Below are 20,930 nucleotides of genomic sequence, written 5' to 3' on the forward strand. Positions count from 1 at the left end.
AACCGTACATAGAAGTCGCTGATTGTCAGCTAAAGTTGATCTGTATCAACATCTTTACAAAAGTACGCGCTGAAGCCGCACGCGGAGTTTCAGCCTCGCCTCTGGTAGTTGCCTGATGAGCATAGTAGAACATAGGCCACTACTAAAAGCCTGACGTACGAATGAGGACTACAGAATGACTGACATAAATTATAATCCATTACAGACCAACGGATTCGAGTTCGTTGAGTATGCCGCTCCTGATGCAAAAGGTATTGCTGCACTGAAAGACTTGTTTGTGAAACTGGGTTTCACCGAAGTGGCCAAACACAAAAGCAAAGAAGTCTGGCTGTACAAGCAAAATGACATTAACTTTATCGTCAATGCTGAAACTGGCGGTCAGGCTGAAGCCTTTGCAAAAGAGCACGGTCCAAGCGTCTGCGGTATGGCCTGGCGCGTGAAGGATGCCCAGCATGCCTTCGAACACGCCGTAGCCAACGGTGCGAAACCTTTCCAGCGTGATGTGGGTGAGAGCCAAGCTGATTTCCCAGCGGTGTACGGGATCGGCGAAAGTGTTCTCTACTTCATTGATAAGTACGATGGTATGGGCGTGTACGCCGACGACTTCGACTTTTACGATGACTGGCAAGCGAAAATGAAAGACCACGCTGCTGGTCTGTATGAAGTGGATCACCTGACCCACAACGTGTTCCGTGGCAACATGGATACCTGGGCAGGTTTTTACGAGCGCATCGGTAACTTCCGCGAGATCCGTTACTTTGATATCGAAGGCAAGTTGACGGGTTTGCTAAGTCGCGCGATGACCGCACCTTGCGGCAAAATCCGTATCCCGATCAACGAATCCCACGATGATAAGTCTCAGATCGAAGAGTATCTACGCGAATACAAAGGCGAGGGGATTCAGCACATTGCGCTGACCTCGGACAATATCTACAAAACAGTACGTGATCTGCGTGAAATCGGCATGGACTTTATGCCGACGCCGGACACCTATTACGAAAAAGTAAATGAGCGTGTAGAAGGGCATGACGAAAATCTTGATGACTTGCGTGACTTGCAAATCCTCATTGACGGCGCGCCGATGAAAGACGGTATCTTACTGCAGATTTTCACCAAAACTGTTATTGGTCCGGTGTTCTTTGAAATCATCCAGCGTAAAGGTAACGAAGGCTTCGGCGAAGGTAACTTTAAAGCCTTGTTCGAATCTATCGAAGAAGACCAAATTCGTCGTGGAGTGTTAGACGATGCGTAAATGGATTAGCTTTCCGAAACAAGTTGGCGTGAGCTCTAAACAGGCTCACGCAGACTTCCCGGAGCAGGCGATCTATGAACGTGAAGTTGGCCGCAGTGGCTTTTTTGGGCCGGCAACGCATTTTCATCACCGCCATGCTCCAACCGGTTGGAGTGAGTGGGAAGGTGAGTTACGCCCCCGTAATTTTGATTTTAATAAACTGGATAACCTGGCCACGGACTCCCCGTGGCAGGTGCCATTGTTGTTGCACAACGCACAGTGTAAATTTCGCATCTGGCATTGCCATGAGAAGATGCCTTTTTTAGTGCGTAATGCTGATGGTGATGAGCTGTTATTTATCCATGAAGGGCGTGGTGAGCTGTATTGTGACTACGGTCATATCACCCTTGAAAAAGGCGACTATTTCGCTATTCCAAGGTCTACGAACTGGCGTATTGAACCCCTCGAGCCTATGCATATTGTCATGATCGAGGCGACCAACAGTGCGTACCAGTTGCCAGAGAAAGGTCTGGTCGGCAACCACGCTATTTTCGACCCTGCGTGTCTGGATACGCCGGATATTGATGCTGACTTTAAAGCTCAATACAGCGAAGAACAGTGGCAGATCGAAGTGAAACGGCACGATAAAATCTCGCGTATTACTTATCCCTATAACCCGCTTGATGCGGTGGGTTGGCATGGTGATTTGGCGCCTGTGCGAATCAATTGGCGCGATATACGGCCATTGATGAGTCATCGATACCATCTGCCGCCGTCGGCACATACCACTTTTGTCGCTGATGGGTTTGTCGTTTGCACCTTTGTGCCACGACCGATTGAATCGGACCCGGGCGCATTGAAAGTGCCGTTTTATCATAACAACGACGATTATGATGAAGTATTGTTTTACCATGAGGGTGACTTCTTTAGCCGCGATAACATCGACAAAGGGATGGTGACTTTCCATCCTGCTGGCTTTACTCACGGACCGCATCCGAAAGCTTTCCAGGCCGGGCGCGAGTATCGCAAGAAATTTACCGATGAAGTGGCAGTCATGCTCGATACACGTAATGCCCTGGAAATGGGCGATGTGTGTGCGCAAGTGGAAAACCCAGACTATGTGTATAGCTGGCAAGCAAAAGATGAAAAGGCTAAATAATCTATGAAATTTGCAACCTATCGAAACGGTACACGCGACGGCCAGCTGATGGTCGTCAGTCGCGATCTAACGAAAGCTGTTGCGGTTCCAGCCCTTGCTGAAACCTTACAGGAAGTTCTTGATGACTGGGATGGCATTGCGCCGGAGCTGGAGAATGTCTACAGCGCCTTAAATAATGGTGAGCTTGATGACGCTGTGGCTTTTGATGAAAGTCTCTGTGAATCACCGTTACCGCGCGCTTATCAGTGGGCCGACGGCAGTGCCTATGTGAACCACGTCGAGCTGGTACGCCGTGCCCGTAATGCGGAAATGCCGCCAAGTTTCTGGACAGATCCGCTGATGTATCAGGGCGGGTCTGATGACTTCCTCGGTCCCAAAGATGTTATCGAAATGGGGGATACCGCCTGGGGGATCGACTTTGAAGGTGAAGTGGCCATTATTACCGACGATGTCCCTATGGGTGTGGAGGCAAGTAAAGCAGGGCAGTACATTCGCCTGTTGATGTTGGTCAATGATGTATCGCTGCGCGGCTTGATTCCAAATGAGTTGGGTAAAGGTTTTGGGTTCTTTCAGTCCAAACCATCGTCAGCGTTTTCACCTGTCGCTGTAACTCCGGACGAGTTAGGCGATGCCTGGCGAGATAACAAGGTCCACCTGCCGTTATTGAGCGAATACAACGGTCAGCCGTTCGGCAAGCCGAACGCTGGTGAAGATATGACCTTTGATTTTGCCCAGCTGGTCGCGCATGCGGCGAAGACTCGACATCTCAGTGCCGGCGCTATCATAGGTTCAGGTACCGTATCGAACAAGCAAGGCACCGACCATGGTAGTGCTATTGCAGAAGGCGGGGTGGGTTACAGCTGTATCGCTGAAGTACGCATGATTGAAACCATTCGTGATGGCAAACCAAGCACTGGGTTTATGCAGTTCGGTGATACCATTAAGATTGAAATGAATGACGCCGATGGCAAAAGTATTTTTGGCAGTATCGACCAAAAGGTCCTACAGTATCAGCCAGAAGACTAACTCATTAATGGGGTCGATCCTATGGAACTCTACGGTTACTGGCGCTCAAGCGCCAGTTATCGGGCACGTATTGCCCTAAACTTCAAAAAGTGTGACTACAATTACCTGCCAGTGCATCTTCTCAAAGATGGTGGTCAGCAACATCAACAGGCGTACCGACAGCTCAATCCAAATGGTCTGGTACCCACTCTGGTCCACGGTCAGGTGATCCTGCATCAGTCGCTGGCCATTATCGAATATCTGGAAGAGAAGTATCCGCGCCCGAGCCTGCTGCCTGGCAGCCCGCGGCAACGTGGTGCCATTCGGGCGCTGGCACTGGATCTTTGCAGTGAATTGCAACCTCTTATCAACCTGCGGGTGCAGCAGTATTTGAAACAGCAACTGGAAGTAAGCGACGAGCAAAAACAAGCGTGGCTCGATCATTGGTTTACTGAGAGCTTTACTGCGTTCGAGCACAGTCTCAACGAAGTTTCTGGCGAGTACTGCGTCGGCGACGAATTTTCTCTTGCGGATGTCTGTCTGGTACCGCAGGTCTATAGTGCGCAACGGTTTGGTATCGACTTAGATGCTTACCCATTACTGCAAAGTATTTATGGACGCTTACAGGAATTGCCCTGGGTTGCCGAGGCGCATCCTGACAAACAGCCCGATGCCGAATCCTGAACGCAGGAAACTATAAGTTCACCGCAATAGACAAATGCCCAGCTCGTAACTTGCTGGGCATTTTGCTTTAATGGCTCTATCTCATAGGAAAGGGAAACATAAGAATGAAAACAAAATTTACTGTTTCAATACTCGCTGCATTTATTGCTGCCTCCTGCGCGGCAACTGACGTCGCGGGTACGAGTGGCAGCAGTGCCACTACCACCGCCCCGGAGACCCTAAGTCTGGCGGACGGCAATACCAGCTCGGCGGTGGAAACCGGTGAACTCACCATCAAGCAAATCATGTCGGATCAGGACTGGGTGGCACGTTCACCGAGTTCAGCCTACTGGCTGCTCGACGGCACCGGTGTGCTTTACCAACAAAAACGCGAGAATAGCGTGATCAGTGACTGGTTTCATTTGCCGTTAGATAAAGAAAACGCACATAAGGTACCTGTCGATCGTTTACACAACTACGCCTACAGCGATGGGGTGTATAATGATGGCCGTTCACTGTTAGCCTACAGTTTTGAAGGCAACGTGTTCGTGCGTGATTTGGAAAGCGGTGATGTACGCCAGCTGACCCGCGATGAAGCGCGTCAATCCCAGTTAACCTTTCTCAATGACGGCCGTCTGAGCTACCGTCAGGGCAATGACTTTTTTGTGGTTGATCCGCAAAGCGGCCTCACTGCACAAGTGGCCAGCTTAGCTACCCGCAATAAACCCGAAGCCGTTGCTGAGCCGAAAGACTTTGTTGCCCGCGAGCAGGTTGAACTCATTGAGTTTGTACAAAAAGAGCGCCGCGATCGTCAGGAGCGAGCCGATTACCGCGCCGAGTTAACAAATGAAAATCCTTCTTTAGCTCCGCAGTCATTTTACCTTGGCGAGAACAAGCAAATTGTCGCCGCGAGTTTATCGCCTGCAGGAGATAAACTCATTGTTGCCATCACTGATCCACAAAGCTGGCGTGACGACGGCGATATTATGCCAAATTACGTTGCTGAGTCCGGTCGCGTAGAAGCCGAGTCGGTGCGCCGCAGGGTGGCTGACGCTAAGCCCGTAGACCACCAGTTGCTGCTGCTTGATCTGGAAACTGGGGAGCAGACCCCGTTTACCTACAACACCTTGCCGGGCTGGAACGAAGACGTGCTTGCTGAAGTGAAGGCCGAAAATTATGCCGCACAGGGTAAAGACTATGAATCGGAGCAAGCACCACGACCTATTACCCTGATGCAGGACTGGGGCTGGGAGAGCGGCGCGATTCGCTGGTCAGCTACGGGTGAAAACGCCATTGTTATGCTGGAAGCCTGGGACAATAAAGATCGCTGGATAGCCTCGGTTGATTTTGCCGGCAAACAGCTGGTGAACCAGCATCGTCTGCACGATGATGCCTGGATTAACTACACCCACAATGAATTTGGCTTTTTACCCAATTCTGACGATCGTATCTGGTATCAGAGTGAAGAAGACGGTTATGCGCATCTTTACACCCAGCGCCTAGGTGGCAACCAGCAACAGCTGACCTCAGGCAAATTTGTCACTGAAAGCCCGGCAGTTGATGCCCAGACGCAGTCGATTTATTTCACCGCGAATGCTTCTCATCCGGGGGTTTACGAATTGTATCGGGTAAATTATGAAAGCGGTGAAACGGAACAACTGACCGATCTCGATGGCATGGTGGAGTCCTTTGAGCTCAGCCCTGGTGGCGATCAAGTCGTGTTTAGCTACTCCAGTGCCTTGCAGCCGTCTGAGCTCTATGTCCAATCGTTACTGTCATCAGCATCGGCTAAACGCTTAACTCATACAGCGACTGAACAATTCAATAGTTTCGACTGGAGCGTGCCGGAGATCGTACCGGTGCCATCGAGCAATGTGGACGAGCCGATTTATACGCGTGTCTACTATCCGGATGACTATGATCCGAACCGTGCCGAGAAGTATCCTGCAGTGGTATTTATTCATGGTGCAGGTTACCTGCAGAATGCACACGCGGGCTGGTCCAACTACCAACGCGAGTTTATGTTCCATACCTTCCTGAACCGTCAGGGCTATGTGGTTCTGGATCTCGATTACCGTGGCTCGAAAGGATATGGCCGGGATTGGCGCACAGCGATTTACCGGAATATGGGCTGGCCTGAAGTCGAAGATCTGGTGGATGTGGTGCAGTGGGCCGGAGAGAATACCAACGTTGACACCGACCGCATGGGTACTTACGGTGGCTCCTACGGTGGCTTCCTGACCTTTATGGCGTTATTCAATGAGCCGGGCTTGTTCAAAGCGGGTGCTGCCTTACGGCCAGTATCAGACTGGGCACATTACAACACCGGCTACACTTCTAACATCCTCAACTTGCCGGATGACGATCCTATTGCCTATCGCCGTAGCTCGCCAATCTACTTTACTGAGGGCCTGCAAGATGCGTTATTGATCAACTCACCGATGGTAGACGACAATGTCTTTTTCCAGGACAGTGTGCGTTTGGTGCAGCGCTTGATCGAGCACGAGAAAGAGGATTTTGAAACTGCCATATTCCCGGTCGAGCCGCATGGCTTCCGGCAGCCATCGAGCTGGCTGGACGAGTACCGTCGAATCTATGAGTTGTTTGAAGAAAACCTGAAGTAGATAATTAAGTAATAGATAAGAAAAAGGCCGAAATCTTCAGATTTCGGCCTTTTTTATAGGGCAGTTAAGAAAGCCCGGCGTTAAGCGCCAGAGCTTTCACACTTGGCCATTTCAGCGTGAGCGCGAGCGCGCGCCTGGCTGAGACTCGCTACAGTACTGGCTCTGCTGAAATCGGCACGCTGACTTTCATCAGCAACCTGCAGTGGGGCAAAGCTATCGTCACGCGGTTGGGCGCTGGCTTTCGCCATAGGTGCGCTGACCCGACGGCCAATTGCTTTTGCTGGCTTGTTGCTGGCAACAGGTTCTGCTGCTTGCGCAGCTGGCTTGGTTGCAGGCTTAGATTCCGCTTTCGCTTCCTTCGCCGTTTCTTCAGCCTGGTCTGTTGCCGCTGCTTTAGCTTCTTCCTTCGGCTCTGGCTTGTTCTCCTGAGCTTCAGGCTTCACCGCAGCCTTGGTTGCTGGCTTAGGTTCAGCTTCTGGCTCAACGTCACCTGGCGCTTTGTCCTGCACCTCTGGCTGTTCTTGCGATGGCTCAGCTGCAGGTGCTGGTTTTGGCGTTTGAGCTTCTGCCTGAGCGGAATCCTCGCTCGCAGCAACCTGGCTGTGCTCAGCTTTTGCCTTGCTATCGGTTCCGGCGTCAGTACTCTCATCAAGCTTCAACTCAACTTGCGCATCACCAGCGTCAGCTTTGGCAGCTTCAGCAGCTTTCTTCTCAGCAGCAACTTCTTTGGCCGCCTGGGTCATGCGTGCTGAACGTTTTCTTGGCTTAGCGTCATCGGAGCCACGGCCTTTCGCTGGTTTTTCGCTGGTTTGCTCGGCACTGGCTTCGGTTTCAGTCGTGCTTTTCGGCGCCGTTGTTTCGGCAACTTCAGGTTGTTGCGCTGTGGCCGAGTCGGTAGCGCTCTCGTCAGAGGTTTGTTCTTGCGGACCTTCTGCTTTACGACGCTGACCTGCGGCCCGCTGATGACGCGGACTACGGCGTGAACGATTACGACCCTCACGTTTCTCGCCACTTTGCTCAACAGTTGCATCCTGTGTTTGCTCGGTGGACTCCGTCGCCGCTTGCGTCGCTGCTGCGGCGCTTTCTTGCTGGTCTTGTTTCGACTCGTCCAGCGACAGATCCGGAACCTGCTCAGGAGCAGTGCTTTGTTCTTCTTTGCCTACGCGAACGGACTTATCCAGTTTGCGACGTTGACGACGCGGCTTAGGTTTGGCTTCTGCTGCTGGTTTTGACTCAGTTTTACTCTCAACCGCGTCTGCTTTTGGCTTTTGCGTTGCATCCGCTTGCTGACGATTACGGTTTCTGCCACCACGACGTTGACCACGCTCGTTTTTACCGCTGTCTTTCGTCTCTGCAGCTTTGTCTTTGCTAGCCTCTGGCTTATCCGTAGTACCTTTCTGCTCATCGTCGCGCGGACGTGAACGGGAAGTATTACGACGACGTTGGCCACCACGCTGGTTACGACCCTGACCACCGCGACGGTTATTACCGCCTCGATTACGGTTGTCATCACGTTTTTCTTGCTGGCGTTTTTGCTGTTCGTCTTCTTCACTACCGAAGATTCCACTCAGCCATTTACCAAGCCGTTGTAACAACGAGGTACCGGTAGCTTTTGCCACAGCTTTTGCTTTTTCTGGCACTTGCGGGGCAGGTGTTGGAGCCGGCGCAGCTGGTGCCTGCAGGCCCTTGAGGGCTGGCTCTTCGAAGCTTGGCTTATCCTTGTTAAGGACAACTTCCGTGCTGGTGTCTTCAGGCTTGTCGATGAGCGTAAAGCTGTTGGCCTCGTCCATCTCGTCATTGCGCAGACGCTTGACGTCGAAATGCGGTGTTTCAAGGTTGGTATTTGGAATCACCAGAACCGATACCGAGTGACGTTTTTCAACTTCGGCAATGGCTTTGCGTTTCTCATTCAGCAAATAGGTGGCGACAGTCACCGGGACCTGAGCCTGAACCTGAATAGTGTTATCTTTTAAGGCTTCTTCCTCAATCAAGCGCAAGATCGAAAGCGCCAGTGACTCTGCTGAGCGGATGGTGCCATGACCATCACAACGAGGGCAGACGTGATTGGCTGATTCGCCTAGCGACGGACGCAGGCGCTGACGAGACATCTCCAGCAAACCAAAACGTGAGATGCGTGCGACCTGAATCCGGGCACGGTCTTGTTTGAGGCTGTCACGAAGGCGGTTTTCAACTTCGCGCTGATGTTTCATCGGGGTCATATCGATAAAGTCGATAACGACCAGACCGCCGACATCACGCAGGCGTAACTGGCGTGCGATTTCTTCTGCGGCTTCTAAGTTGGTCTGAAATGCGGTCTCTTCGATATCGCCGCCTTTGGTGGCGCGTGCCGAGTTGATGTCGATTGAGGTTAGAGCTTCAGTTGGGTCAATAACGATTGAGCCACCTGAGGGTAAGCGGACCTGACGTTGGAACGCCGATTCGATTTGGCTCTCAATCTGATAATGATTGAATAAAGGGATATCGCCTTCGTAGGTTTTTACACGATTGACGAAGTCCGGACGAATCAGAGTAACGTGATCACGAACCTGTTCAAAGACTTTCGGGTTATCGATCAAAACCTCACCGATATCGCGACGCAGATAGTCACGGATAGCGCGGAAGACAACATTACTTTCCTGGTGGATCAGGAACGGAGCAGGGCGTTGCTCAGATGCTTTTTCAATGGCCTGCCAGTGATGAATCAGGACATTGAGGTCCCAGTCGAGTTCTTCTGCTGATTTGCCAACACCTGCAGTACGGACAATCAGTCCCATACCATCAGGCAGTTTTAGATCGCGCATCGCTTCTTTAAGCTCAGTGCGTTCATCACCTTCAATGCGACGAGAAATACCGCCGGCACGTGGGTTGTTTGGCATCAGCACCAGGTAACTGCCGGCCAGCGAGATAAAAGTAGTCAGTGCTGCGCCTTTCTGGCCACGTTCTTCTTTATCAATCTGGACAATGACTTCCTGGCCTTCTTTAATGACGTCCTTGATATTCGGACGGCCGGAGAAGGTATAGCCTTTCGGGAAGTAGGTTTTGGCAATTTCTTTCAGGGGGAGGAAGCCGTGACGTTCAGCGCCGTAATCAACAAAGGCTGCTTCAAGGCTAGGTTCGATGCGGGTAATTTTACCCTTGTAGATATTTGCTTTTTTTTGTTCGTGGCCGGGACTTTCGATATCTAAATCGTATAATCGTTGTCCGTCCACCAAAGCAACGCGCAGCTCTTCTTGCTGTGTTGCATTGATCAACATTCTTTTCATAGTTGTGACTCTTTCTTTATGTGCCACAACACAGTACGAAGGCGTCTTCGCCATCGCTATTTCGAGATTGAATTGTAGACTGCCATCGCGCTATCTCAGCGTATGATGACACCTCCCGTTGTGCTACTTAACACCAACGTGAGGTACGCAATTGGTTACCAAGCCGAAATACGCTTGTATTCGTACCGTGTCGTCGCAAGATGCTTTGACAAAATTAGTGGACCGGTCTTCTGCATGTTGTGCATGTTCCGTGCCATCAGGATCTCAATAACGCTGTGTGCGTAGTTGTACCCTGAGGTGGAGGCTGTGTTGCAATCGCTTTCGATGCGCCAGGCCACTATTACTATTTTTCGCTCGTACCGCTCTCAAACTGTCCGGTGCGGTTTTTTCCGGATGCTTAGTATCCCATGAACAGGGTAGTCAGTACAAGATAAAATAAAGCAACAAAAATGCAGTCAGAAAAAATGGAAAATGATAAACTTGCCGGCATGAGCGAAAATCAACAATCCCAAGTACGCTGGGTCACAATCGAAGCCGATTATGCCGGTCAGCGTATCGACAATTTTCTCCTTGCGCAGTTGAAAGGCGTACCCAAATCCCTGGTGTACCGCATCGTGCGTAAAGGAGAAGTGCGGATCAATAAAAAGCGTTGCAAGCCTGATTATAAATTGCAGGCGGGCGATCTGGTGCGCATCCCGCCCGTGCGGGTGGCCGAGAGTAATCCGTTACCGTCCGCGAACCTAGATCAAGTACAGGCGCTTAATCAGCAAATACTGTACGAGGATGATTTACTGTTGGTGCTGAACAAACCGGCGGGGCTTGCCGTGCACGGTGGCTCCGGCTTGCAGTTTGGCCTGATTGAGAGTTTGCGTGCGTTGCGACCTGACGCCAAGCATCTGGAACTGGTTCACCGACTGGACCGCGAAACCAGCGGCTGTATTCTGATTTCTAAGCGCCGTTCTGCGCTGCGCGCATTGCACGAGCAACTGCGCGAGAAGACCATGGATAAGCAATACCTGGCTCTGGTCCGGGGCCATTGGCAGGCACATGTGAAATTTATTGCGGCGCCGCTGCTGAAAAATACGTTGAAATCGGGCGAACGGGTCGTACGCGTCGATGCTGCGGGCAAGCCTTCAGAAACGCGCTTTCGGGTACAGCAACAATTTGCCAATTGCACTTTGGTTGAAGCCTCACCCATTACCGGCCGTACCCATCAGATTCGGGTGCACGCACTCCATGCAGGACATCCGATTGCCTGTGATCCTAAGTATGGCGATCAGGTGTTTGATGCGGCCATGCAGGAGATTGGCTTAAACCGCTTATTCCTGCATGCGCACCGGCTGAGCTTTAAGCACCCGCAAAGCGGCAAGACGATTACCGTAGACGCGCCATTGGATAAAGCCTTAAGTCAGGCCTTGAAGCGTTTACCAGCATGAAGTATCAACTGTTGATTTTCGACTGGGATGGCACCTTGATGGATTCGATAGGTCGCATTGTCTCGTCCATGCAGGCAACAGCAACTCATCTGGCATTGCCGGTACCGACCGATACCCAGGTGCGCGATATTATCGGCTTAAGTCTCGAACCAGCGATTGAGCGCTTATTCGGGCGTCTGGACGGACAGCAGCACGCGACATTTCTGGCGCGTTACCGTGATCAATATGTCGAACTTGATCCGACGCCGACGCCGTTGTTTGCTGGTGTGCCAGAAATGCTGGCCGATCTCCGTCAACAAGGCTATCAACTTGCGGTGGCAACGGGAAAAGCGCGGCGAGGTTTAAATCGCGTCTGGCAGGAAACCGACACCGCACAGTTTTTCCAATTATCGCGTTGTGCCGATGAGTCCGCTTCAAAGCCTGATCCTAAGATGCTGCACGAGCTGCTCGAAGAGGCCAATTGCGATCTTAGTAAAGCATTGATGATTGGCGACTCCATTCATGATCTGCGTATGGCTGAAGCTGCGGGTATGGACCGGGTGGGCGTCGATTTTGGTGTGCACTCGGCACAACAGTTATCCGTCTATTCGCCCCTCGCGGTGCTCTCGAACTGGCAGCAATTTCCATCTTTATTAGACGCCGAACGCTAACAGGAGGGCATTCACATGACTGCTATTGTACTCGCGTCCACATCACCTTATCGCCGCATGTTGCTGGAAAAAGTCCTACCGGAGTTTACCTGCGCAGCACCGCAGGTCGACGAAACCGCACTCCCTGGGGAGCAGGCGGAAGACTTGGTCAAGCGGCTGGCAATCGCCAAAGCACAAGCGCTGGCAACGACCTATTCCGATCACCTGCTGATTGGCTCCGACCAGGTTGCGGTAGTGGAGGGGGCTATTTTAGGCAAACCCGGTGATGAAGCGAAGGCAATTGAGCAACTCAGTGCCGCCAGCGGGAAAACGGTAACCTTTTATACAGGCCTGGCGGTTTATCATAGCGGCCAGCAAGAGTTACTCGCTTGTGTCGAACCTTTTCAGGTTAGCTTCCGGGACCTTAGCGCTGCTGAGATTAAGGGCTATGTCGCGCTGGAACAGCCTTTTAACTGCGCGGGAAGCTTTAAAAGCGAAGGGTTAGGCATTAGTTTATTTGAGTCGCTGCGCGGCGATGATCCGAATACTTTAATTGGTTTGCCACTGATTCGACTGCTAGCTATGCTGCGGCATTGGCAGGTCAATCCCTTACTTGCAGAGCAGCCGGCAGAGAAGCCGATAAAAAGCTGAAAACCACTTGTTTTCAGGGCCTGAATCCTTTAATATTCGCGCCCTATGCAGAAGGTTCGTATACCCATTTCGGTCGATCCGGTTAAAAGTGCCGGTAAACAGTTGAGCTACCACGGTGTTGTGCCTGGTACCTCGCTAACTCGTTTACAAGAGCTTTTGGTTGTCCCTTGTGCTGATGTTGATGCCGATCTCGACTTTGCAGTAGACGCGCAAAACATTAAGCACGTAAGAGGGCATGCCGAGGTCAAAGTCACAGTCGCTTGCGAGCGCTGTGGAGACCCCATGGCAGTTGAGCTGGTAAGTGACTTTGTTTATGCACCAGTAACCAAACGCCAAACGGCCGCCGATATGCCAGATGAGTACGAAGCTATTGAAGTGGATGAGCTTGGCGAAATCCAATTGCATCGAATTATTGAAGATGAGCTGATATTAGCAATGCCTGTTGTTGTTAAACATGACGAGCGCGAATGTCGGGTAGATAGTAATGCAATGCAATGGGGCAAAATTGAAGACGCCACCAGCGATGAGGATAATCCTTTCGCAGTATTGCAAGCACTAAAGCGTAAATAAACTTAGGAGATAGCGTAAATGGCTGTACAAAAGAATCGGAAAACTCGTTCGAAGCGCGACATGCGTCGTTCTCACGATGCACTGAGCGGCCCTACACTGTCGGTTGATTCTACCTCTGGTGAAACGCATCGTCGTCACCATGTAACAGCTGACGGTTTTTATAAAGGCCGTAAAGTAATTAACAAGTAACCAGCGACAGGAAGTGAGGCTATGGCCGCACTGACACTGGCACTTGATGCAATGGGGGGCGATAATGGCCCCTCAATTGTTATTGACGCACTCGTTGATGCGTTAACAACCTATCCCCAACACCATTTCATCGTCGTTGGCGATGAGACTGAGCTTGAACCGCTACTAACAGCGTGCCAGCTCGACCAACACCCCCGTGTAACTCTTAAGCATGCAAGTCAAACCGTGGCGATGACGGACAAGCCAGGGTATTCTCTGCGCGCGAAACCAGATTCCTCCATGCGCGTTGCTTTGGAGCTGGTCGCCAATGGTGAGGCCGCGGCCTGTGTAAGTGCCGGTAACACCGGCGCGTTGATGACCAAAGCCTATTTCTCTCTAAAAACATTACCTGGTGTATTGCGGCCGGCGTTGATGTCTGCGATTCCGCAAGCCTCGGGCGGCAGCGCCTTTCTGCTGGATTTGGGAGCTAATCCCGTTTGCGACAGCGACACCTTATTCCAGTTTGGCATAATGGGCTCAGTCGCCGCACGCGAAGTACTGCAAAAAGAAAACCCACGCATTGCCTTGCTCAACATGGGCGAAGAAGATATCAAAGGCAACGATGTGGTGAAGTCCACCGCGCAACTGTTTCAACAGTCCAAGAGTCTTAACTACATTGGCTTCATTGAAGGTGATGATCTGTTCGCCGACCGGGCGGATGTAATTGTTTGTGATGGCTTTGTCGGCAACGTAGCCCTGAAAAGCTGTGAAGGCCTGGCAGAACTTCTGCTGAACAATATTCGTGCCAATATCCATGCCCACTGGGTAACACGTTGGTTCGTCAAACTTTTCTATAGTCGCTTGCAACGTTCTTGGGATTGGTTGAAGCCCGACCACTACAACGGTGCAAGTCTGATAGGATTGCGGGGCGTCGTGATTAAAAGTCACGGTGATGCCAACGCAAAAGCTTTTTTAAGTGCGATTGAGCAGGCCGTTTCGGAGACGCAACAGGACCTCCCGACACGTATCCGTGATCAGGTGGAAAAAGTACTCCTAGAGCAGGAATAAAGGTTCTTATGTTTTCTAGAATCGCAGGCACTGGGCATTATTTGCCAGAGCAGTGTTTGACGAATGCCATGCTTGAACAACGCGTCGATACAACCCATGACTGGATCGTTGAACGCACCGGTATTCACCAACGTCATATCGCCAGTAATGGTGAAAATGCCGTCACCATGGGGGTCGCAGCAGCACGAAATGCATTAGCAGCTGCTGATCTCGAAACTTCTGATATTGATTTGATTGTGGTGGCCACGACTTCTGGCGACCGCGCTTTCCCGAGCGTCGCTTGTGAAATTCAGGCGGCACTGACGGAACACAATATTCCAGCTTTCGATGTTGCGGCCGCCTGTTCCGGTTTTCTGTTTGCCATGAGCGTGGCCGATCAGTACATTCGCAGTGGTACCTATCGTAATGTTTTGATCATAGGCACCGACGTGTTGTCACGGCTGTGCCGACCAGATGACCGTAATACCATCATCCTCTTTGGCGATGGTGCTGGAGCTGCCGTTTTGCAAGCCAGCGACACGCCTGGGATTGAATCAACGCACTTGCATAGTGCCGGTGAATTTGCTGATCTGTTGGGGGTGAATCATCCGCCACGAGGTAGTGAAGCTCCGGCAGAAGAACTTAGCGAAGCCTGGATGTACATGAAAGGCAATGAAGTGTTTAAAGTCGCGGTGAGTAAACTCAGTGAACTGGTGAACGAAACGCTGGTGGCCAATAACCTGACGCCAGATGCGCTAGACTGGTTAGTACCGCATCAAGCGAATTTGCGGATCATTAAGGCGACCGCGAAAAAATTGAAAATGCCTATGTCACAAGTGATTACTACCCTGGCAGACACAGGCAATACTTCGGCTGCATCGGTGCCTATCGCACTTGATGTCGCGATTCGCGATGGCCGCATAAAGCGCGGTCAGCGCTTATTACTCGAAGCCTTTGGCGGCGGTTTCGCCTGGGGTTCAGCACTTGTCACTTATTAATTCAAACGAAAAGGAAGGGACCATGCGCGCATATGTTTTTCCAGGACAAGGATCGCAATCCGTAGGCATGTTGGCCGATGTTGCAGCGGAGTACTCAGCTGTTGGCGAAACCTTTAAAGAAGCCAGCGAAGTGCTTGGTTATGACCTTTGGCAGCTGGTGCAGGAAGGCCCGGCGGAGCGCTTGAATGAGACCCAACGTACCCAGCCAGCGCTGCTGACTGCCAGCGTGGCCCTCTACCGCGCGCTAGAGCAGGCGGGCGTGACGCCACCGCGCTGGTTAGCAGGGCATAGTCTGGGCGAATATTCGGCGCTCGTTTGCAGTGGCTGTCTTGATTTTAAAGAGGCTGTTGCATTGGTAGCCAAACGTGGTGAATTTATGCAAAACGCAGTACCCAGTGGCGTCGGCGCAATGGCTGCTGTGATCGGCCTGGAGGATGGCCTGGTGGAAGAGGCTTGTGCCGCAGCCGCCGATGACCAGGTGGTAAGTGCTGTGAACTACAACTCACCTGGACAAGTAGTTATCGCTGGCCACGCTGAAGCCGTTGAGCGCGCAGGCGAAGCCTGTAAAGAACGTGGCGCCAAGCGCGTGCTGCCATTGCCCGTCAGCGTACCCTCCCACTGCGCCCTCATGCGTCCGGCAGCGGATCAGCTGGCGGTGGCACTGGGCAAAGTCACCCTGACAACGCCGAATATTCCGGTGGTCAACAATGTTGATGTTGAAGTTGAGCGTGAGGCAGATGCCATTCGCCATGCTTTAATTCGTCAGTTGTATTCTCCAGTACGCTGGACGGAGACTGTGCGCTACCTGGCTGACCAGGGCGTCACCGAAATTTATGAAATTGGGCCAGGCAAGGTTTTAACTGGACTTAACAAGCGTATCGACAAATCATTGCAGGGTGATGCAGTGAATAGCGTTGATGCCATCAAAGCAAGGATTTAAATCATGACGACGACAATGCAAGGTCAAGTTGCGCTGGTCACTGGTGCCAGTCGCGGTATTGGTAAAGCGATTGCCGAGCAACTGGTAGCACAAGGCGTAAAAGTAGTCGGAACTGCCACCAGTGATAAAGGGGCAGCGGCCATTTCAGACTATTTAGGTGCTGATGGTGAAGGGATGCAGCTGAATGTGACGGACGCCGACAGTGTGGCAAAGGTACTTTCGAGCATTGATGAAAAGTACGGCCAGCTGGATATTCTGGTCAATAATGCGGGCATTACTAAAGACAATCTGCTGATGCGTCTGAAAGACGATGACTGGGATGCTGTGCTCGACACCAATTTGAAATCCGTTTACCGTATCTGTAAAGCAGTGATGCGTGGGATGATGAAGCGCCGCCATGGCCGTATTATCAATATTTCCTCTGTGGTTGGCACCACAGGTAACCCAGGTCAGACCAACTATTGTGCAGCTAAGGCTGGTTTAGTTGGCTTTACTAAAGCCCTGGCCCAGGAAATTGCTGCGCGCGGTATAACGGTCAACTGTGTATCACCAGGTTTTATTGATACCGATATGACCAAATCGCTGACTGACGACCAAAAGCAGGCGATTTTTGCAAATATCCCGGCAGCGCGCTTGGGCAATCCTGAAGAAGTGGCTGCTGCCGTGGTGTTCTTAGCATCACCTGGCGCGGCCTATATTACTGGTGAAACCATTCATGTGAATGGTGGTCTGGCGATGGTGTAAGGGAAATGATCGGCAAGGGGTATGACCTCTCGGGAATTCGCGAATTTTTCCTTTATTAATGCCGCCGCTTTCACTACACTAAGCGCAATTTCGAACTCGATACCTAAGAAGGGACATTGAAACAATGAGTACTATTGAAGAACGCGTAAAGAAAATCATCATTGAACAGTTGGGCGTTAAAGAAGAAGAAGTAAAGCACGAAGCTTCTTTTGAAAACGACCTTGGCGCTGACTCACTTGATACAGTTGAGTTGGTTATGGCACTCGAAGAAGAATTCGAGACTGAGATTCCAGACGAAGAAGCTGAGAAGATCAAAACTGTTCAAGCCGCTATCGATTACGTGACTAATCACGCAAACGACTAAGCCAAAAGCTTGCTGAAAAGGGCGGAATGAAAATTCCGCCTTTTTTCTATGTGGCACAATGGACAGCAATACCCCGACCAAGCCCTTGACCGCGGTCTCCAATTTGGCGACGGTCACTTCACTACGCTCACCGTAGAAAATGGCTCACCGCGCTGGTGGCCGCTGCACTGGCAACGCCTGCAGCAGGCGAGTGAACGCCTGCAGATGTTACTTCCTCCCGAACATGAGCTGCTGGACTGCATCGCCCAACTGATTAAGGCGCAGCCCCGGCAAGACCTGGTGATCAAGATTATTATCACCCGTGGTATTGGTGATCGCGGGTATGGTTTCCAGCCGCAGTCAGAAGCCAACTGGTATCTGACCTGCAATCTCTTAATGTCGCGTTCGGCGGCACCTTTACGCGTCGACTTTGCCCAGCTTCAACTCAGCCGGTCGGTGCAACTGGCGGGCCTGAAATCCTTAAACCGGCTGGAGCAGGTGCTCTTGAGTCAGGAACGGGCGCAACGGCAACTCGATGAACTCATTGCCCTCGACACTGCCGGCGAGGTGGTGGAAGCCATCTCCAGTAATATCATCTGGCGCGAAGGGAACCAGTGGTATACCCCCGACCTGGGCCAAGCGGGAATCGCTGGGGTCGTGCGTGGTCAGCTGCTGGAGCAGCAGCCGCTCGCTCTAAAAGTGCAAACCGGTGTTAGGCCGGAGCAACTTCTGGCTGCAGAGCAGGTGCTTCTTACAAATAGTGTTTTAGGCTTGCGTCCTATTGCGCAAATAGGCGAACATAGAGTTTCTGATCCGACCTTACCCGAGGCTCTGAAAAACTGGTGGCACGCATCCGACGTATCCTATTAATCTGTTTTCTAGCTCTGCTGATTGCCGCCGCTGGGGCGCTCTACTGGAGCTATGCGCTGGTTCAGCAACCTCTGCGAACAGTTGATGATAGTGCGCTGTTCGAAGTGCAACGAGGCGCTCACGCACGATCGATTTTAACTCAGTTGGCCGAGCGTGGTTGGCTGGAACAGCCTGATATCCGGCTAAATTATCTGGCAAGTCGCTTATGGAGTGCACCTGAGGGGCTACAGGCCGGTGTTTATCAAATTCACAACGGCCAGTCCTTGCAGGACTTCTGGCAGCAGCTTCGCGCAGGCGAGCAGCATCAATTTACGGTCACCCTCATTGAAGGGCAGACGTTGGCGCAATGGTTGCAGGTCCTGCTGCAGCACACCTATATCGATACCGATCTGGTCGCTACTTCGGCAGACTCTCCGGCGCTTATTGAAGCGGTGACGGGGAGTCAGGCGCTGAGTTCGCTGGAAGGTTTCCTGGCGCCCGATACCTATCATTTTTATGCGGGCACAGAGGCGATCGAGTTGCTTCGTAAAGCTTATCAAACCCAGCAATTGCGGCTCGCTGAGGCCTGGCAGCAGCGCGCTGAAGATTTACCCTATACAGACTCCTATGAGTTACTTATTATGGCGTCTATTATCGAGAAAGAAACAGGCTTGGGTAACGAACGCGATCTGGTAAGTTCGGTGTTCGTGAACCGCTTGCGAAAGGGTATGCGTTTGCAGTCGGACCCAACAACGATCTACGGCATCACGGATTTTGACGGCAATCTGACCCGTGCTCACTTGCGCGCCACGACTGCCTACAATACTTACCGTATTGATGGCCTGCCGCCGACACCTATAGCTATGCCGGGCCGTGCCAGTTTGCACGCGGCAGCGGAACCAGCGACCTCAAACTATTACTATTTTGTTGCTGATGGTTCCGGCGGTCATGTCTTTTCCGAGACATTGGCTGAGCACAATCGGGCAGTCAACCGGTATCAGAGAGGAAAGAATTAAAATCATGCAGGGAAAGTTTATCGTAGTCGAAGGCCTGGAAGGGGCCGGTAAGAGTTCAGCAATCGCAAGTCTGGTCAGTCACCTGCAGGCCAAAAGTATTGCGACATTGACGGTACGCGAACCTGGAGGTACGCCATTGGCCGAAGCCTTACGCGATTTGGTCAAGCAAAACTGGCAGGAAAAGGTAAGTGCTGAAACCGAATTACTGTTGATGTATGCCAGCCGTGTGCAGCTGGTAGAGAATGTGATTAAACCTGCGTTGCGAGCAGGAAAGTGGGTTATCGCCGATCGCCACGACTTATCGTCCCGCGCTTATCAGGGCGGAGGCCGTGAACTAGGGGACGCTAAGCTGCAGACGCTGAAAAAGCTTGTGCTGGGCGATTTCGCGCCAGATTTAACCTTGTTGTTAGATCTCGATCCGGAGATTGGGCTCGAGCGAGCGCGTGCTCGCGGTGAGCTGGACCGTATTGAACAAGAAACATTAGCCTTTTTTGAGCGCACCCGAGCCCGCTATCTGGAGATTGCGGCCCAGGAACGAAGTATTGAGGTGATTAATGCGGAGCAACCTATGGGTGCGGTGCATCAGGCTTTGATCAATGCTTTGGAATCAGCATTGTTTGGTGCGCGAGGATGACACAGTGAGTCTACCTTGGTTACGCGAAAATTGGTTGCAATTAGTTAGTGAACACGGCAGTGGTAAGCTTAGTCATGCGCACTGCGTGCCCTGGCAGCCCGATCTTGGCGCCGAAGCTTTTATCCGGGAGTGGCTAAAGTTGCTGCTGTGCACACAGCCTCAGCGCAAAGCTTGCGGCGTTTGCAAGAGTTGCTTGCTGCATAAGGCGGGTAACCATCCAGATTATTACGAAGTCGGTAGTATTGATGGTAAAGGCATCAGTGTTGATCAAATTCGTGAGTTAACCGGTAAATTACAACAGACACCGAATCAGGCTGGCGTTAAGGTGGTGTGGTTACGAGATGCCGAACGCATGTCGGTAACTGCGGCAAATGCATTACTTAAGACGTTGGAGGAACCGACGCAGGCGACCTACTTTGTGGTTAGCCCAGAGCGCACCAGTCGCTTGTTACCGACCTTGCGCAGTCGCATGCAGTTACACCGGTTTAATGTGCCTAGTGAACAACAGGTTGAGCAATGGCTTGCCCAACAGTTAAAAAGGGTGCTGAGCGCAAAAGAACACGACCTGTGTAAACGTTACCATCAACGCCCGCTGGCCTTATTAGGCTGGCTGCAAAGTGATAATGCGCCCGTTAATCAGTTGCAGCAGCTCAGCGCTGCACTACTGGGTGATGCGACATGGCCAGCAGTGGATAAAGCAAGCTGCCAGGGGTGGCTCAGTGCAACTGAACAGTTGCTTGGCGAGTTAGTTCGCGTCCAGCAGAACCTGGGCAGTGACCATTTGCAGCTCGCTGGCGAACAGCTAAGGCTGCAGCGCTGGTTAACTGAAAAAAATTATAAGGTGACAGATTTAAATCATTGGTTAAAATCATGTTATGGTATGCGTAGAAAATTAGCAGAACAAAGCGGTCTTAACGGCCCGCTATTACTCCAAGAGATCTGGATGAGGTTGCACTAAGC

General features: G+C 51.7%; 20 protein-coding genes. 19 read left to right on the forward strand and 1 reads right to left on the reverse strand.

Features of this window, described 5'->3' with window-relative positions:
• Positions 1 to 175 precede the first annotated feature (175 nt).
• From hppD to J6J28_RS05040, 5 genes are all read left to right on the forward strand, one after another.
• Positions 176 to 1,252 carry a 4-hydroxyphenylpyruvate dioxygenase gene (gene hppD / locus J6J28_RS05020; protein ID WP_301720226.1) on the forward strand — a complete coding sequence of 359 codons (1,077 nt, stop codon included), beginning with the start codon at positions 176 to 178 and terminating at the stop codon, positions 1,250 to 1,252.
• Positions 1,245 to 2,390: a homogentisate 1,2-dioxygenase gene (locus tag J6J28_RS05025; protein WP_301720227.1), complete on the forward strand. Its 1,146-nt coding sequence runs from the start codon at positions 1,245 to 1,247 to the stop codon at positions 2,388 to 2,390. The genes hppD and J6J28_RS05025 overlap by 8 nt, the downstream gene beginning before the upstream one ends.
• A gap of 3 nt (positions 2,391 to 2,393) precedes the next feature.
• On the forward strand, positions 2,394 to 3,416 hold the full coding sequence (locus J6J28_RS05030; RefSeq protein WP_301720228.1) for a fumarylacetoacetate hydrolase family protein: 1,023 nt from the start codon (positions 2,394 to 2,396) through the stop codon (positions 3,414 to 3,416).
• Between the two features lie 21 nt (positions 3,417 to 3,437).
• A complete protein-coding gene (maiA, locus tag J6J28_RS05035; RefSeq protein WP_301720229.1) occupies positions 3,438 to 4,079 on the forward strand; it encodes a maleylacetoacetate isomerase in 642 nt (213 codons plus the stop codon).
• A gap of 104 nt (positions 4,080 to 4,183) precedes the next feature.
• On the forward strand, positions 4,184 to 6,682 hold the full coding sequence (locus J6J28_RS05040) for a S9 family peptidase (RefSeq protein WP_301720230.1): 2,499 nt from the start codon (positions 4,184 to 4,186) through the stop codon (positions 6,680 to 6,682).
• A gap of 80 nt (positions 6,683 to 6,762) precedes the next feature.
• On the opposite strand, the gene rne is transcribed toward J6J28_RS05040, so the two are convergent.
• Positions 6,763 to 9,945 carry a ribonuclease E gene (rne, locus tag J6J28_RS05045; protein ID WP_301720231.1) on the reverse strand — a complete coding sequence of 1,061 codons (3,183 nt, stop codon included), beginning with the start codon at positions 9,943 to 9,945 and terminating at the stop codon, positions 6,763 to 6,765.
• 488 nt (positions 9,946 to 10,433) lie between these two features.
• Here rne and rluC point away from each other — a divergent pair, with 488 nt between their 5' ends.
• The 14 genes from rluC to J6J28_RS05115 all read left to right on the forward strand — a co-directional run bounded on the left by rluC (position 10,434) and on the right by J6J28_RS05115 (position 20,928).
• A complete protein-coding gene (rluC, locus tag J6J28_RS05050; protein WP_301720802.1) occupies positions 10,434 to 11,381 on the forward strand; it encodes a 23S rRNA pseudouridine(955/2504/2580) synthase RluC in 948 nt (315 codons plus the stop codon).
• Positions 11,378 to 12,031 (forward strand): HAD-IIIA family hydrolase, encoded by a 654-nt coding sequence (locus J6J28_RS05055; RefSeq protein ID WP_301720232.1) that lies wholly within the window; start codon positions 11,378 to 11,380, stop codon positions 12,029 to 12,031. The genes rluC and J6J28_RS05055 overlap by 4 nt, the downstream gene beginning before the upstream one ends.
• A 15-nt stretch (positions 12,032 to 12,046) precedes the next feature.
• Complete coding sequence (locus J6J28_RS05060; RefSeq protein WP_301720233.1) at positions 12,047 to 12,661, forward strand: Maf family protein; 615 nt, start codon at positions 12,047 to 12,049, stop codon at positions 12,659 to 12,661.
• Between the two features lie 45 nt (positions 12,662 to 12,706).
• Positions 12,707 to 13,231 (forward strand): 23S rRNA accumulation protein YceD, encoded by a 525-nt coding sequence (gene yceD / locus J6J28_RS05065; RefSeq protein ID WP_301720234.1) that lies wholly within the window; start codon positions 12,707 to 12,709, stop codon positions 13,229 to 13,231.
• Between the two features lie 18 nt (positions 13,232 to 13,249).
• A complete protein-coding gene (gene rpmF, locus J6J28_RS05070) occupies positions 13,250 to 13,420 on the forward strand; it encodes a 50S ribosomal protein L32 (RefSeq protein ID WP_128351594.1) in 171 nt (56 codons plus the stop codon).
• Between the two features lie 21 nt (positions 13,421 to 13,441).
• A complete protein-coding gene (gene plsX, locus J6J28_RS05075; protein WP_301720235.1) occupies positions 13,442 to 14,467 on the forward strand; it encodes a phosphate acyltransferase PlsX in 1,026 nt (341 codons plus the stop codon).
• 8 nt (positions 14,468 to 14,475) lie between these two features.
• A complete protein-coding gene (locus J6J28_RS05080; RefSeq protein ID WP_301720236.1) occupies positions 14,476 to 15,444 on the forward strand; it encodes a beta-ketoacyl-ACP synthase III in 969 nt (322 codons plus the stop codon).
• A gap of 22 nt (positions 15,445 to 15,466) precedes the next feature.
• On the forward strand, positions 15,467 to 16,384 hold the full coding sequence (gene fabD / locus J6J28_RS05085) for an ACP S-malonyltransferase (protein WP_301720237.1): 918 nt from the start codon (positions 15,467 to 15,469) through the stop codon (positions 16,382 to 16,384).
• Positions 16,385 to 16,387: 3 nt separating this feature from the next.
• Complete coding sequence (fabG, locus tag J6J28_RS05090; protein WP_301720238.1) at positions 16,388 to 17,128, forward strand: 3-oxoacyl-ACP reductase FabG; 741 nt, start codon at positions 16,388 to 16,390, stop codon at positions 17,126 to 17,128.
• A gap of 124 nt (positions 17,129 to 17,252) precedes the next feature.
• Positions 17,253 to 17,492, forward strand: a complete 240-nt coding sequence (acpP, locus tag J6J28_RS05095; RefSeq protein WP_301720239.1) for an acyl carrier protein — start codon at positions 17,253 to 17,255, stop codon at positions 17,490 to 17,492.
• Between the two features lie 48 nt (positions 17,493 to 17,540).
• Complete coding sequence (gene pabC, locus J6J28_RS05100; protein WP_301720240.1) at positions 17,541 to 18,341, forward strand: aminodeoxychorismate lyase; 801 nt, start codon at positions 17,541 to 17,543, stop codon at positions 18,339 to 18,341.
• Positions 18,314 to 19,336: an endolytic transglycosylase MltG gene (mltG, locus tag J6J28_RS05105; RefSeq protein WP_301720241.1), complete on the forward strand. Its 1,023-nt coding sequence runs from the start codon at positions 18,314 to 18,316 to the stop codon at positions 19,334 to 19,336. Before pabC ends, mltG begins: the two co-directional genes overlap by 28 nt.
• Before the next feature lie 4 nt (positions 19,337 to 19,340).
• Positions 19,341 to 19,970 carry a dTMP kinase gene (gene tmk / locus J6J28_RS05110; protein WP_301720242.1) on the forward strand — a complete coding sequence of 210 codons (630 nt, stop codon included), beginning with the start codon at positions 19,341 to 19,343 and terminating at the stop codon, positions 19,968 to 19,970.
• 4 nt (positions 19,971 to 19,974) lie between these two features.
• Positions 19,975 to 20,928: a hypothetical protein gene (locus tag J6J28_RS05115; protein WP_301720243.1), complete on the forward strand. Its 954-nt coding sequence runs from the start codon at positions 19,975 to 19,977 to the stop codon at positions 20,926 to 20,928.
• The last annotated feature ends 2 nt before the right edge of the window (positions 20,929 to 20,930 follow it).

The organism is Pseudidiomarina terrestris (assembly GCF_030466375.1).
Lineage (GTDB): Bacteria > Pseudomonadota > Gammaproteobacteria > Enterobacterales > Alteromonadaceae > Pseudidiomarina > Pseudidiomarina terrestris.